The sequence below is a fragment of the Hoylesella oralis ATCC 33269 genome (assembly GCF_000185145.2).
GTDB classification, from domain to species: Bacteria; Bacteroidota; Bacteroidia; order Bacteroidales; family Bacteroidaceae; genus Prevotella; species Prevotella phocaeensis.
Genome location: NZ_GL833119.1, coordinates 1620507 through 1633936 on the forward strand (window position 1 = coordinate 1620507; position 13430 = coordinate 1633936).

General features: G+C 41.3%; 15 protein-coding genes. 13 read left to right on the forward strand and 2 right to left on the reverse strand.

The window, feature by feature from the left end; translation table 11 throughout:
- Nucleotides 1-2: 2 nt before the first annotated feature.
- Nucleotides 3-1367 (forward strand): histidine--tRNA ligase, encoded by a 1365-nt coding sequence (gene hisS / locus HMPREF0663_RS09205; RefSeq protein ID WP_004370204.1) that lies wholly within the window; start codon nucleotides 3-5, stop codon nucleotides 1365-1367.
- 121 nt (nucleotides 1368-1488) lie between these two features.
- Entirely contained in the window at nucleotides 1489-1917 is a 429-nt protein-coding gene (locus HMPREF0663_RS09210; protein WP_004370205.1) for a Fur family transcriptional regulator, read from the forward strand.
- A 399-nt stretch (nucleotides 1918-2316) separates the two neighbouring features.
- Here HMPREF0663_RS09210 and rlmH read toward each other — a convergent pair whose 3' ends face one another.
- Complete coding sequence (gene rlmH / locus HMPREF0663_RS09215) at nucleotides 2317-2787, reverse strand: 23S rRNA (pseudouridine(1915)-N(3))-methyltransferase RlmH (protein WP_004370206.1); 471 nt, start codon at nucleotides 2785-2787, stop codon at nucleotides 2317-2319.
- On the reverse strand, nucleotides 2784-3158 hold the full coding sequence (locus tag HMPREF0663_RS09220) for a DUF4491 family protein (RefSeq protein WP_004370207.1): 375 nt from the start codon (nucleotides 3156-3158) through the stop codon (nucleotides 2784-2786). Before HMPREF0663_RS09220 ends, rlmH begins: the two co-directional genes overlap by 4 nt.
- A gap of 121 nt (nucleotides 3159-3279) precedes the next feature.
- On the opposite strand from HMPREF0663_RS09220, the gene HMPREF0663_RS09225 reads away from it, so the two are divergent.
- From HMPREF0663_RS09225 to nuoK, 11 genes are all read left to right on the forward strand, one after another.
- On the forward strand, nucleotides 3280-5028 hold the full coding sequence (locus tag HMPREF0663_RS09225; RefSeq protein WP_004370208.1) for a phospho-sugar mutase: 1749 nt from the start codon (nucleotides 3280-3282) through the stop codon (nucleotides 5026-5028).
- A 488-nt stretch (nucleotides 5029-5516) separates the two neighbouring features.
- On the forward strand, nucleotides 5517-5726 hold the full coding sequence (locus tag HMPREF0663_RS09230) for a hypothetical protein (RefSeq protein ID WP_004370209.1): 210 nt from the start codon (nucleotides 5517-5519) through the stop codon (nucleotides 5724-5726).
- Between the two features lie 127 nt (nucleotides 5727-5853).
- Nucleotides 5854-7635 carry a fimbrillin family protein gene (locus HMPREF0663_RS09235; protein ID WP_004370210.1) on the forward strand — a complete coding sequence of 594 codons (1782 nt, stop codon included), beginning with the start codon at nucleotides 5854-5856 and terminating at the stop codon, nucleotides 7633-7635.
- Between the two features lie 200 nt (nucleotides 7636-7835).
- Nucleotides 7836-8003 carry a hypothetical protein gene (locus tag HMPREF0663_RS11975; RefSeq protein ID WP_016665172.1) on the forward strand — a complete coding sequence of 56 codons (168 nt, stop codon included), beginning with the start codon at nucleotides 7836-7838 and terminating at the stop codon, nucleotides 8001-8003.
- A gap of 221 nt (nucleotides 8004-8224) precedes the next feature.
- Complete coding sequence (locus HMPREF0663_RS09240) at nucleotides 8225-8575, forward strand: NADH-quinone oxidoreductase subunit A (RefSeq protein WP_004370212.1); 351 nt, start codon at nucleotides 8225-8227, stop codon at nucleotides 8573-8575.
- Complete coding sequence (locus HMPREF0663_RS09245; protein WP_004370213.1) at nucleotides 8566-9294, forward strand: NADH-quinone oxidoreductase subunit B; 729 nt, start codon at nucleotides 8566-8568, stop codon at nucleotides 9292-9294. The genes HMPREF0663_RS09240 and HMPREF0663_RS09245 overlap by 10 nt, the downstream gene beginning before the upstream one ends.
- Nucleotides 9281-10852 (forward strand): NADH-quinone oxidoreductase subunit D-related protein, encoded by a 1572-nt coding sequence (locus HMPREF0663_RS09250; protein ID WP_004370214.1) that lies wholly within the window; start codon nucleotides 9281-9283, stop codon nucleotides 10850-10852. The genes HMPREF0663_RS09245 and HMPREF0663_RS09250 overlap by 14 nt, the downstream gene beginning before the upstream one ends.
- Nucleotides 10853-10854: 2 nt before the next feature.
- Nucleotides 10855-11943, forward strand: coding sequence for an NADH-quinone oxidoreductase subunit NuoH (gene nuoH, locus HMPREF0663_RS09255; RefSeq protein WP_004370215.1), 1089 nt, complete (start codon nucleotides 10855-10857; stop codon nucleotides 11941-11943).
- A 64-nt stretch (nucleotides 11944-12007) separates the two neighbouring features.
- Nucleotides 12008-12541 carry a 4Fe-4S dicluster domain-containing protein gene (locus tag HMPREF0663_RS09260; RefSeq protein ID WP_004370216.1) on the forward strand — a complete coding sequence of 178 codons (534 nt, stop codon included), beginning with the start codon at nucleotides 12008-12010 and terminating at the stop codon, nucleotides 12539-12541.
- A 14-nt stretch (nucleotides 12542-12555) separates the two neighbouring features.
- Nucleotides 12556-13077 (forward strand): NADH-quinone oxidoreductase subunit J family protein, encoded by a 522-nt coding sequence (locus tag HMPREF0663_RS09265; protein WP_004370217.1) that lies wholly within the window; start codon nucleotides 12556-12558, stop codon nucleotides 13075-13077.
- Nucleotides 13074-13382: an NADH-quinone oxidoreductase subunit NuoK gene (gene nuoK, locus HMPREF0663_RS09270; protein WP_004370218.1), complete on the forward strand. Its 309-nt coding sequence runs from the start codon at nucleotides 13074-13076 to the stop codon at nucleotides 13380-13382. The genes HMPREF0663_RS09265 and nuoK overlap by 4 nt, the downstream gene beginning before the upstream one ends.
- Nucleotides 13383-13430 lie beyond the last annotated feature (48 nt).

Here is a 13430-nt window from a genome sequence, read left to right on the forward strand (position 1 = left end):
ATATGACACAGAAAACAAGTATACCAAAGGGAACAAGAGATTTTTCGCCATTAGAGATGGCAAAGCGTAATTATATTTTTGATACAATAAAAGAAGTTTACGCACTATATGGATTTCAACAAATAGAGACTCCGGCGTTGGAGACCTTGCAAACGTTGATGGGAAAATATGGAGATGAAGGCGATAAATTGCTTTTTAAAGTCCTTAACTCCGGCGATTATATGAGTAAACTTACAGATGAAGAACTGCAGGAACGTAATTCTCTCCGGCTTGCTTCGAGACTCTGTGAAAAAGGCCTCCGGTATGATCTTACCGTTCCTTTTGCCCGTTATGTAGTTATGCATCTCGACGAACTGCAATTGCCTTTCAAACGATACCAGATACAACCAGTATGGCGTGCCGACCGTCCGCAGAAAGGGCGTTATCGGGAGTTCTATCAATGCGATGCAGATGTAGTAGGTTCCAACTCATTACTTAATGAGGTAGAGCTGATGCAGATAGTAGATACCGTGTTTACTCGTTTCAAGATACGTGTTCTGATCAAGATTAATAATCGTAAAATTTTATCGGGTATAGCCGAAGTTATCGGGGAGGCAGATAAGATAGTAGATATAACCGTGGCCATTGATAAACTCGATAAGATCGGAATAGACAACGTAAATGCAGAACTTCGGGCAGTTGGTATTTCCGAAAGAGCGATAGAGAAATTGCAGCCGATTATCTTGCTCGAAGGCACGAATAGAGAAAAATTATCGACAATAGCCGAGGTGCTTGCAAGCTCGGAAACCGGTCTTAAAGGTGTAGAAGAAACAAGATACATTTTCAATATGCTTGAAAAGGCGGGGTTAAACAACGAGATACAGCTTGACCTTACGCTGGCTCGTGGCCTGAATTACTATACCGGCGCCATTTTTGAAGTAAAAGCGTTAGACACTCCAATGGGAAGCATTACCGGTGGAGGCAGATACGACGACTTAACAGGCATATTCGGAATGCCGGGACTTAGTGGTGTGGGCATTAGTTTCGGTGCCGATAGAATTTATGATGTTCTCAACACATTAGACCTTTATCCTAAGGAAAGCGTAAAAGGAACGAAACTGCTGTTTATCAATTTCGGAGAAAAAGAAACGGAATATTGTATGCCTATTGTCGATGCTGCGCGAAAAGAAGGTATCAGTACGGAGATATATCCCGACAAGGTGAAGATGAAGAAGCAGATGAGTTATGCCAATGCCAAGAACATACCTTTCGTTGTGCTTGCCGGTGATAATGAGATTGCCGAAAACAAGGTAACGCTGAAGGATATGAAAACGGGCGAACAGCAGATTTTGACCGTACAGGATATGATACGAAAGATATTGGAATAATCATTTTTTGCAAAGAAATAATTTGGATAGTTACAAGTTGTTGTTGTAATTCATTCAAATTATTTTGTTTAAATAAAAAGAAACAATTATCTTTGCAGCAATCAAATAGAGTGTTTGCTATATGAGAGAAAAAGAAGCTCACCAAAGGTTGATCGATTGCGGAGTAAGGCCATCGATTCAACGTCTTGCAATTATGGAATATCTTTTAACCCACTTTACACATCCTACAGTAGAAGATGTATACCAAAGTTTATGCGATAGAATACCTAAATTGAGTAGAACAACGGTATATAATACACTGCGTCTTTTTTCCGAGCACCATGTGGCACAGATGATAACCATTGACGATCATCATGTTTGTTACGATGGAAATACGGAACCGCATGTACATTTCTTTTGCAAAAGGTGTGGAAAAGTTACCGATTTATTTCAAGAACGGGCGCCCCGTATGGATGTGCAAAGAATTTTAGATGACGGAAGTCTGGTGGACGATGTACAACTTTATTATAAAGGAGTGTGTGCCGAGTGCCGGTCGAAAGTTGAGAATTGAATAAATGTCAGTCGAGTGTATTGAATATACAAAACATTAAATAAAAGCGTTGAAAATAAGAAAATAATCTGTATCGCACACAGGTATATTTGTGATGGATGCTGCGCACGGCACCATGTACACGATGCTAAAAGGTAAAGTGCATTATTATACTGGTTTTATAGGTTCTTATAAAAAATTCTTCAAGTAAAATATAGGGCGGATAAAACCATTGGACAATATATTCTCACTATGCGGATAATAAAATCTTCCATAGTGAGAACTTGTCTGTTATGTTATGTCTATCCCCGTAATATGTACCATCTGTTCCCCATAGTTTTATGCTCTATATCGCTTAGATATGAGATACGGTAAGAGTTGTTATTGGATATGGGGCAAAAAGACGAAACGAAAAGATGTTTATTCGTGGTGGTATGGCTCGCCTTTTATAATAGTACACGCGCGATACAACTGTTCGGTAAGGATAAGACGTACCATCTGATGCGAGAATGTCATTTTAGAAAGCGAAATGAGTTCGTTAGCTCTGGCGTACATATCTTTGGAAAATCCATAAGGTCCTCCTGTTACCAAGACAAGCTTTCTGGCAGTATGTTGTTTCTTTTCTATCCATGTAGCCAACTCTATACTCCTGTATTCTTTACCGTGTTCGTCAAGAAGAACAACCGTATCCGTGGGTTGTATATGCCTGAGTATAATCTCTCCCTCCTGCTGTTTCTGCTGTTCGTTAGTAATATTCTTTGTTTTTTTCAGTTCAGGAATGGTAACAATGGAAAAAGGCATATAATGGTTAATGCGCGATACGTAGTCGTCTATACAAGTCGCGAAATGTTTGTTTACAGTTTTACCGACAACGATTAATTCTATTTTCATTCTTGTTCGTTTACAGAACGGTCCGCTTTATCATGCTTATCACATGTGTGTGCCTTTTGATTATCTCTTAGATTGTATTGGTCTTTCCTTTTGGGATTCATGGGAAACCATCCTTTTTCCACCCTTTTTTTCTGTGAGAATATTTCCCCGATAGACCATAATAGCGATGCGCCCAATACGCCCAGTATTGCAGAATACAATATTTCTTTGATGCAGAACGCGCCGCAAATTGATAAAATGCCGGCAAAAAGGAATATCCACCATGGCTTGGTGCCAAAATAGTATTCTACTTTAACGACAACAGGATGAAATATGCCGATAATCAGAAAAGTACTTATGGCGATAATTACGCCTTCGTAGTATAATTGCATTGTTCAGATAATAAAAATTCGAATGTGCAAAAATACTAAAAAACATCGAAGATATAGACTTTTTTCATTTAAATTAGTTACCTTTGCGAATAAGTAGTACAATTAAAAACATTTAATCTATATGGCACACAATTCAGAATTAATAGCCCAATGCGAGGCAAAAGCGGAGCAATGGTTGTCTCCCTCGTTCGACGAAGAAACACGGATGGCTGTCCGAAAAATGATTGAGAGTAGCGATAAAACCGAATTGATAGAAAGCTTTTATAAGGATTTAGAGTTCGGAACCGGTGGGCTTCGTGGTATTATGGGAGCCGGAAGTAACCGTATGAATATTTATACGGTTGGTATGGCAACACAAGGTTTTGCCAATTATTTGAAGAAAAATTTTAAAGACCGTTCATCTATTTCGGTGGTAGTTTGTCACGATTGTCGTAATAACAGCCGTAAATTTGCTGAAGCTGTTGCCGATATATTTTCGGCTAATGGCATTAAAGCGTATCTCTTTGATGATATGCGTCCGACGCCGGAATGCTCTTTTGCGATCCGACATTTCCATTGTCAAGGCGGTGTAAATATCACAGCATCGCATAACCCGAAAGAATATAACGGATATAAGGCATATTGGGAAGACGGTGCACAGGTGTTGATGCCCCATGACACGGGTATTATAGAAGAGGTAGGCAAGGTACATGTCGAAGATGTGAAGTTTAAAGGTAACCCTGCACTGATAGAAATTATCGGAGAAGAAGTCGATAGAATATATCTTGAGAAGATACATACACTGAGTATTGATCCTGAAGTAATCAAACATCAGAAAGATTTGAAGATCGTTTATACCCCGCTTCACGGTACCGGTATGAAACTAATCCCCCAATCGTTGAAACTTTGGGGATTTGAGAATGTACATTGTGTTAAAGAACAGATGGTAAAGAGCGGCGATTTCCCAACGGTGGTTTCGCCTAATCCCGAGAATGGAGAGGCGCTGACACTTGCCATCCGTGATGCGAAAGAGATAGATGCAGACATCGTGATGGCAAGCGATCCGGATGCCGACCGTGTGGGAATGGCATGCAAGAACGACAAAGGCGAATGGGTACTTATTAACGGAAATCAGACTTGTTTGCTGTTTCTTTACTATATTATTACCAATAGAAAAGCCAAGGGATTATTAAAACCTACGGATTTTATCGTAAAAACGATTGTTACTACAGAGGTAATACGCAAGATTGCAGAAAAACAACACATAGAAATGCGTGACTGTTACACCGGATTTAAGTGGATTGCAAACGAGATACGTCTCTCGGAAGGGAAGCAACAGTATATCGGTGGCGGAGAAGAAAGCTATGGTTTCATGGCAGAAGACTTTGTGCGCGATAAGGATGCTGTATCGGCAATGTCGCTTCTTGCCGAGATATGTGCATACGCTAAAGATAACGGAAAGACGCTTTACGACCTGCTCATGGATATCTATATTGAATATGGTTTCTCGAAAGAGTTTACCATCAATGTTGTAAGACCGGGTAAAACAGGAGCGGATGAAATTAAACAGATGATGGAAAATTTCCGCAACAATCCTCCGAAAGAGCTTGGTGGATCGAAAGTCGTTATATGGAAAGATTACCTTTCTTTGGAGCAGAAAGATGAACAGGGGAACATAACTAAACTTAATATGCCTGCAACAAGCAATGTTCTTCAGTGGTTCTGCGATGATGATACCAAAGTAAGTGTAAGGCCATCTGGTACGGAGCCTAAGATTAAGTTCTACATTGAAGTGAAAGGTACGATGACCAAGGCTGACCAATATGATGCTCTTGATAAGGCTGGCAGCGAAAAGATTGAGGCAATCAAGAAGAGTCTGAAGCTTGATTGATGCATAATAAATATAAATAAATATTGTATGTATGGCTCGGTATTTACCGAGCCATATTTCGTTATACCTGACATTTTTTATTTGTTTTCTTGCATATTTAAGATTTATTGTGTACCTTTGTACCCGTATTTGCTTTATTTTAATTTCTTTTTCTCAATTTTAGAGAGTAGTAGAGAGTATAAACAGTAAAAGTGTAAGTAACAGTAATCACTCATAACAGTAATTAATAATGTATGGAGAATTTTTGTTTTTTTGATGTATTGGACTCGTTTAACTCGAATATCTTGTCAATACATCGTTGTTTAATTTTTTCTTTTTAATTATACTTACGTGTAAGAGGAAAAGCTAACTACTATAAACTAATATTTCACATAACATTTTATGTGAGTAATTTCTCCCCGTTTGCTAAGCACAGCATAAATAATGAGTTTTTATGAAACAAAATTATAACAGTAATAGTATTAACCATTTTAATAAAGTAAAGTTTTATGGAAAGTAGAGAGTACGTAAAGCCGATCGTAGAGTCGGTTGAGGTAAAAATTGAAGGGGAGTTTATTTGCGGATCCGGTAACAATCAGGGTACGCCCGGTGGTGGTCTTAAGCCGGGACAACCGGGACAAGGAGGTATTCTCAAAGGTGCCAAAGAAAATAATTTATGGGATGATGAATACGATTTCTCGGAAGAGGATGTAAAATGAAATCAGATGTAGAATTGGGGCGTGGAACAGGCACACAGTTGACATATTTATCCGCCAATTCAGACTATTCTGATTGCACAACAACACAGAGTAATTAACAAGTAAATTAAAAAACATTTTTAAAGGAATGAAGGTCAAAAGGATTTTCAATGCTTTGAGTTTCTACAACTCTTTGAGCATATTTATAATAGCTGCCATGTTCGCAGCGTGTACGAGCGATGAAACAACCAGCGAGGCAGCCAAAGGTACGCAGGTAAGCGGTTTCGACTTCTCCGCCCCACAGGCATCTTCGCCGATGACCAGAGCCAAGATGAACAGTGATGGAACTTTCATTTGGGACAAAGGCGATAAGGTTACCATCTTCAACTTTGCCACACATCTTACCTCTGTAGTGGAGGCGACGGAATCAGGACATATAACCCATTTCGAGGGGCAAATGTGGGCAAGTAAAGGTGACCGCATTTCCATGTTCTATCCGGCTATTAACGGAACTACTGTCAAGCAAGGTGCGGGGGTCGGGCAACTGCAATTGGACATCAGCCACCAATTGGGTACGATTAACGACTTTGTAAATCGTTATTTCTTCAAATTCGGATTGGGCCAAGTAGATAATGTCAGTAACGGCAAAGCAGCAGTTTCTGCCAAGCTCCAAGAATTGATTTCGCTGTGCAACTGCAAGTTTACCTTCAAGGTCAACGGACAGATGCTGATGACAAAAAGTTTGAAGATAACGGGGGCGCCATCGTCAGCGACAATCAATCTCAACGGCAAACTCAGTCGACAACAGTCCGCACAGGTTATCTATGTGGAACCGACGACGGAAGTGCAAGTTACGTACACCGCCTTCTTTCCAACGGAGGGACAGACGGAAATCTATACGCTCGAAGTGCAGGGAGGCGACGGAAAAACCTATACCGTAAAAAAGCAGATGAAGCTCGAAGCTGGAAAGTATTATAACTTTAATATCGAGTTAGAAACAGCAGAAGAACCGCCGTATGTAGAATGCGATGGCGTGAAGTGGGCAAAGTCTAACTTTGTTGTGTTAGATCCGTGCCGTCCGTGGTGCCAGAGTTCTTACGGTTTCTATAAAGAGCCGTGGAGCAGCAATGTTACCAAGCGATGCGTTTACGATACTTTCCGTTGGGGAGTTATCGGCAACGATGCTTGGAACCCGCGCGGCTACTATTGTCCGCCGTCGGGAACAAAAGAAATCAGCGGAAAGATGTATACCGATCCGCAGATGCGTTGCGAGACAAAAGACTTCCGTAAAGCCCGTTATGGCGATATTGTTTACTGGGCAACCTGCGGTAAGTTCCGTTTGCCGACAGCAGAGGAAATGACAAAGCTGTTTACTGTTCGTTCGTGGGCGTATGGCATGTATGGTAGTAATCGCTACCAAAACGCTGAAGAGATGACTTACTGTGGTCCTCACGGAAGAGGTCATTGGGGGCGTCATGGTGGTCGCCGTGGTGGTGGCCGTCACGGAGGAGGCCATTGGGGGCGGCCCGGAAGGCGTCCCGGAGGGCATCATGAGTGGCCCGATTGTAAATCGGCTTACGGTCTTTTGTTTACATGTCCTGAGAATGGTGTACGTACAACCAGTTACGATCGCCAATGCCCGAAATGCTTCTCTTGGGAGGATATTGAGAATGGAGTCTTTCTGCCTTTTGCCGCTTACAGAACTTCAGACGGTTGCTGGAGCCGAGATGCGGCCCAATGCGTAACGAAGTATATGAGCTCTACGCTCTATAACAGCTGTGTAGATACTTGGTGTTTCGGACATAGTGTGAACGCAGGAGGATATGAGAACGATTGGAAAACCGGCAAACGATGCGATGCCCACACGTTGAGGACAAAGTATTCGCCGGCCGATTTCTTGCCTATCCGTGCTGTTTATGTAGACAAATAATTTAGTATTTTGTGTAAGGAGACGGTCTCTTTGTTATAAAGAGGCCGTCTTTTTATCGTAAAAAGGCCATCTCCTTACGGTAAAAAGGCCATCTCCTTACGATAAGGAGGCCATCTCCTTACGATAAAAAGCATAGCTCCTTACAACAAAGAGCTATGCTTTTTGCGAATAATATGTATAGCCTTTAAAATCAAATGATTATGGAAGTTAACCATAAACAGTTGCAGAACGGCCGGAATATCTGTGCGTATAAAGAAAAGAGACACGCCTGCGGGGGAATAGACAATGCTGTAAACTTGATGAAAGGAGTTGGAGGCTTAAAACAATATTATGCCAGAAGCAGGGCGATGGGCATTTTTCGGTGCTGATTTTAAGCATGACGCGAGCACGGTTATACGTTTCGTCTGCTTCTCGTAGGTTTTGAATGCGGATATAAAGCATTTTCTGGGAATTTTACATTCTATACAGTTTTGATTTAATTTGTATTTTTATTGAAATAAATATAGTATTCCCAAAAATATTATTAACTTTGCACGCAACTTAGAAGCATTTATATAAAAAGCATTATATTAATAACGTTATATTTTTTATGTATTTTACTTTATTTGTTACCGTTTTGCTGACGGCTGTTTTCTTGGTGATAGCAGCGTATGCTATAGCCAAGTTGATAGGTCCCCGTTCGTATAATCAGGTAAAAGGCGAACCTTATGAAAGCGGTATTCCGACAAGAGGCTCTTCGTGGCTTCCGGTTCATATCGGTTATTACCTCTTTGCTATTCTGTTTCTGATGTTCGACATCGAGACGGTGTTGCTTTATCCGTGGGCCGTGGTGGTTAAGCAGTTCGGTCCTATGGCGCTTGTCAGTATCGGGTTCTTTCTGTTGGTACTTGTATTTGGCTTGGCTTATGCTTGGCGGAAAGGGGCATTGGAATGGAAGTAAGAAAGCCGCATATCAAGAGTATTCCCTATGAAGAATTCAAGGACAACAGTTCTTTGGAGCAGATTGTCGACGAATTGCACGAGGGTGGGGTAAATGTTGTTACCGGCTCTTTGGATCAGATGATTAACTGGGGGCGTTCGAACTCGCTGTGGAGTCTTACCTTTGCAACGAGTTGTTGCGGTATTGAGTTTATGGCAGTGGGCTGTGCGCGTTATGATTTCGCACGGTTTGGTTTCGAAGTTACGCGTAACTCTCCCCGTCAGGCAGACCTGATTATGTGTGCCGGTACGATAACTAACAAGATGGCGCCAGCATTTAAACGCCTTTACGATGAGATGGCAGAGCCTAAGTATGTGATAGCTGTAGGAGGGTGTGCCATATCGGGAGGACCGTTTAAAAGTAGCTATCACGTAGTACGGGGTATCGATGAAATAGTGCCGGTAGATGTGTTTATCCCCGGATGTCCTCCGCGGCCGGAGGCTATCATGTACGGTATGATGCAGTTGCAACGTAAAGTAAAGATAGAAAAGTTCTTTGGCGGAGCAAATCATAAGCAGACTGCCGACGAGGCAGGGAAAAGCAACGAGGAACTCGTCTTTGAAAAGAAGTTGGGGCGGAAGCCTATCGTAGTAACGGATGTTCCTGAAGATTTCAATGCTTCTGAAGAACTTGAATATGCTGACAATATAAATAAGGTAGACGGAAATGAAACTGAATAATATTGAATTTCAAGCAGCCGACTTTGTTTCGGAGATGAAGAAGCTGAAGAATGAAAAGCATTTCGATTATCTTGTTACGATTGTTGGCGAAGATTTCGGTGAAGAAGGATTGGGATGTATCTATATTCTCGAGAATACGGAAAGCCATGAGCGCATTTCTGTAAAGGCTATTGCAAAGCAGATAGGCGAGGATTATGTACTCGACTCCGTTACGAATTCGTGGAAAGCAGCCGATTTTCTTGAACGAGAGGTTTACGACTTTTTGGGAATTAAGTTCTTGGGGCATCCCGATATGCGGCGTCTCTATCTGCGGAACGACTTTGTTGGATATCCGCTTCGTAAGAATTATGATACGGCTCCGGAGAAGAATGGCTATACCTTAGAGGACGACATAGAATTAAATTATACTTGCCAATACTCGCTTGATGGTGATGGATGCTTGGTAGAAAGGCATGTTCCGTTGTTTACCGACGACGATTTTGTGATAAACATCGGTCCGCAACATCCGAGTACACACGGCGTGCTGCGCCTTCAAACTATTCTCGATGGTGAGACCATTAAGCGTATTTATCCCCATTTGGGATATATTCACAGGGGAATGGAAAAGATGTGTGAGGAATATACTTATCCTCAGACACTGGCACTTACTGACCGTATGGATTACTTGAGCGCAATGATGAACAGGCATGCGCTTGTAGGGGTGATTGAAGAGGCGATGGAAGTAGAACTCACAGATCGTATACGTTATATTCGTACAATTATGGATGAATTGCAACGTATAGACTCTCATTTGCTTTACTTGGGCTGTTGTGCACAAGACCTTGGCGCCCTTACCGCCTTTCTTTATAGCATGCGCGATAGGGAACACGTACTTAACGTGATGGAAGAAACCACAGGCGGCCGCCTTATTCAGAATTACTATCGTATCGGCGGATGCCAAGAAGATATCGATCCCAATTTCGTAAACAATTGTAAAACTCTTTGTTCGTATCTGAAACCCATGTTGAAAGAATATATGGATGTTTTCGGTAATAATGTAATTACGAAGAACCGTTTTGTCGGAATAGGTACCATGAGCAAAGAAAACATTATCAGTTATGGGGTTACCGGTGCTTCCGGTCGTGCTTCCGGATGGAAGAACGACGTGCGTAAGAACCATCCTTATGACATGTATGACAAGGTGGAATGGGATGAGATTACTAACGATTTCTGCGATTCGTACGGAAGGTATCTTGTGCGTATAGATGAAATACGCCAGAGTATCCGTATTATCGAGCAACTTGTTGATAATATTCCCGAAGGCGATTATTACGTGAAACAGAAGCCAATCATCAAGGTTCCCGAAGGTCAGTGGTATTTTTCTTGTGAAGGTTCGAGAGGTGAAATTGGTGTATATCTCGATTCGAAGGGTGATAAGAGTCCGTATAGATTGAAATTTCGGCCGATGGGATTGAACCATGTGGCAGCTATGGACGAGATGCTCCGTGGAGAGAAGATTGCCGATCTCGTAACAACGGGTGCCGCTTTAGATTTTGTAATACCTGATATTGATAGATAATTATGTTTGATTTTAGTATAGTAACGACATGGTTCGACTCTCTTCTGCGCCAAACACTTGGCTTGGGAGACTTTTGGACAGTTCTGATTGAGTGCGTGGTTGTTGGCTTGCTGATACTTATCGGTTATGCCGTACTTGCCATTATCTTGATTTTCATGGAACGTAAAGTCTGCGCATATTTCCAATGCCGCCTCGGTCCTATGCGTGTAGGTCCGTGGGGGATCTTTCAAGTGTTTGCAGATGTATTGAAAATGCTTATCAAAGAAATCTTTGCTGTAGATAAAGCAGATAAGCTTTTGTATTACATTGCACCATTTCTTGTGATTATTGCTTCTATTGGAACATTCTCTTTTCTACCGTGGAATAAAGGCGCCCATATACTTGATTTTAATGTGGGAGTCTTTATGATTACTGCCATCTCGAGCATTGGTGTCTTGGGAATATTTCTTGCCGGTTGGGCGTCTAATAATAAATATTCGGTTCTTTCGGCTATGCGCGGTGCCGTACAGATGATATCGTATGAAATGACTCTTGGGCTTTGCCTTATTGCTGCAGTGGCAATGACAGGTACCATGCAGATGGGAGGTATTGTTGAGAGTCAGACCGGACCGGGTAATTGGCTGATTTGCAAGTGGAATATTCCGGCAATCATTGCCTTTATTCTGTTTCTGATAGCAGGAAATGCCGAGGCTAACAGAGGACCGTTCGACTTGGCTGAGGCTGAAAGTGAACTTACAGCAGGCTATCACACGGAATATTCTGGTATGGGCTTCGGGTTTTATTACTTAGCTGAGTACCTTAATCTCTTTGTGATTTCCGGTATTGCTGCTGCCGTATTCTTAGGTGGCTGGGCACCTCTTAATATCGGAATTGATGGCTTTGATACTGTTATGAATTATATTCCCGGTATTGTATGGTTTTTGGGTAAGACATTTGTTGTGGTATGGTTGTTGATGTGGGTACGATGGACATTTCCACGTCTGCGTATCGACCAAATTCTTACACTTGAATGGAAGTATCTTATGCCATTCGCTTTATTTAATCTTGTATTGGCGACAATCTGGGTGGCATTCAACTTCAATCTTTGGTAAAATATAGTAAGATGACAATGAAAGAAGTGATGTTTTAGCATCATGATTTTATAATTTCAATTAGATGGAAAATAAACAATCATATTTCAGTGGCATTTTGGATGGCGTCAAGTCTCTTGCTACCGGACTGGGAGTTACTTTTAAAGAGTATCTCACACCCAAGAGTACAGAACAATATCCGGAGAACCGCAAGACTACGCTTCATGTAGCCAAGCGTCATCGTGGGCGCCTTGTTTTTAAGCGTGATGATGATGGAAACCATAAATGTGTGGCCTGCTTAATGTGTGAAAAGGCATGTCCGAACGGAACCATAAAGATTATGTCTGAAATGGTGACCAATGAGGAAACCGGAAGGAAAAAGCGACAGTTGGTAGATTACCAATATGATTTGGGTGATTGCATGTTTTGTCAACTCTGCGTGAATGCTTGCAATTTCGATTCAATAGAATTTACCAACGATTTTGAGAACAGTGTTTTCGATCGAAATACTCTTGTGTTGCATCTTGATAAAGAAGTTTATCAGGGTGGAAGCCTTCCCGAACTCATTGAGGGAGGAGCACCGATGACCATCGGGAAGTTTAATACTAAAACCAAATAGGAGAGGTTGCAATTATGGCTAATTTGATAATGTTTTGCATTTTGTCTGTTGTCATTCTTGGCTCGGCAATTATGTGTGTAATGACGAAAAGGATTATGCGTGCCGCTACTTTTCTGATATTTGTTCTTTTTGGTGTGGCAGGCCTTTATTTCTTGCTGGACTATACGTATTTGGGCGCGGCGCAAATCTCGATTTATGCAGGTGGAATTACCGTGTTGTATATATTTGCAATTCAACTTGTGTCTAAAAGAACCCTGCAAGGACTCGTTGAACGTATTAAAGGCTCCCGTTTGATTGCCGGATTGTTGGTTTCACTTTTTGGATTGGCAACAGTTGTAATAGTTTTGTTGAAGAATAAATTTTTAGATATGTCTGCTTCTGTGAGCGATACGGAAGTTCCGATGAACACGATAGGTACGGCTTTGGTCGGTTCTGAGAAGTATCAGTATGTTCTGCCTTTCGAGTTCATATCGGTGTTCTTGTTGGCATGTATTATAGGTGGACTTATGATTGCGAGAAAGGAGGATAAAAAATGATACCGGTAGAATATTTTTTCGTGTTAAGTGCCTTGTTGTTTTTCATAGGCGTATTCGGTTTTGTTACCCGTCGTAATCTTGTGGCAATGCTCATTTCGATAGAACTTGTACTTAATTCTGTGGATATAAATTTTGCGGTATTTAACCGTCTTTTATATCCGGGACAGCTTGAGGGATTTTTCTTTACGTTGTTCTCGATAGGTGTGAGTGCAGCAGAAACAGCGGTTGCGCTTGCAATAATAATTAATGTTTATCGTAATTTCAAGAGTGACCAAGTGAATGCTATTGAAGAAATGAAAAATTAAAAGAAAATTCAAAGATTAAATGATTACTTAATTTAGTTATAGGGGAAA

What these genes read in the sequence shown, in the direction of transcription:
- hisS (WP_004370204.1), top strand. Translation starts at nt 3, where the DNA reads ATGACACAGAAAACAAGTATACCAAAGGGAACAAGAGATTTTTCGCCA.
- HMPREF0663_RS09245 (WP_004370213.1), top strand. Translation starts at nt 8,566, where the DNA reads ATGGAAGTAAGAAAGCCGCATATCAAGAGTATTCCCTATGAAGAATTC.
- HMPREF0663_RS09265 (WP_004370217.1), top strand. Translation starts at nt 12,556, where the DNA reads ATGGCTAATTTGATAATGTTTTGCATTTTGTCTGTTGTCATTCTTGGC.
- HMPREF0663_RS09225 (WP_004370208.1), top strand. Translation starts at nt 3,280, where the DNA reads ATGGCACACAATTCAGAATTAATAGCCCAATGCGAGGCAAAAGCGGAG.
- HMPREF0663_RS09250 (WP_004370214.1), top strand. Translation starts at nt 9,281, where the DNA reads ATGAAACTGAATAATATTGAATTTCAAGCAGCCGACTTTGTTTCGGAG.
- HMPREF0663_RS09220 (WP_004370207.1), bottom strand. Translation starts at nt 3,158, where the DNA reads ATGCAATTATACTACGAAGGCGTAATTATCGCCATAAGTACTTTTCTG.
- HMPREF0663_RS09230 (WP_004370209.1), top strand. Translation starts at nt 5,517, where the DNA reads ATGGAAAGTAGAGAGTACGTAAAGCCGATCGTAGAGTCGGTTGAGGTA.
- HMPREF0663_RS09240 (WP_004370212.1), top strand. Translation starts at nt 8,225, where the DNA reads ATGTATTTTACTTTATTTGTTACCGTTTTGCTGACGGCTGTTTTCTTG.
- nuoK (WP_004370218.1), top strand. Translation starts at nt 13,074, where the DNA reads ATGATACCGGTAGAATATTTTTTCGTGTTAAGTGCCTTGTTGTTTTTC.
- HMPREF0663_RS09260 (WP_004370216.1), top strand. Translation starts at nt 12,008, where the DNA reads ATGGAAAATAAACAATCATATTTCAGTGGCATTTTGGATGGCGTCAAG.
- nuoH (WP_004370215.1), top strand. Translation starts at nt 10,855, where the DNA reads ATGTTTGATTTTAGTATAGTAACGACATGGTTCGACTCTCTTCTGCGC.
- rlmH (WP_004370206.1), bottom strand. Translation starts at nt 2,787, where the DNA reads ATGAAAATAGAATTAATCGTTGTCGGTAAAACTGTAAACAAACATTTC.
- HMPREF0663_RS09235 (WP_004370210.1), top strand. Translation starts at nt 5,854, where the DNA reads ATGAAGGTCAAAAGGATTTTCAATGCTTTGAGTTTCTACAACTCTTTG.
- HMPREF0663_RS09210 (WP_004370205.1), top strand. Translation starts at nt 1,489, where the DNA reads ATGAGAGAAAAAGAAGCTCACCAAAGGTTGATCGATTGCGGAGTAAGG.
- HMPREF0663_RS11975 (WP_016665172.1), top strand. Translation starts at nt 7,836, where the DNA reads ATGGAAGTTAACCATAAACAGTTGCAGAACGGCCGGAATATCTGTGCG.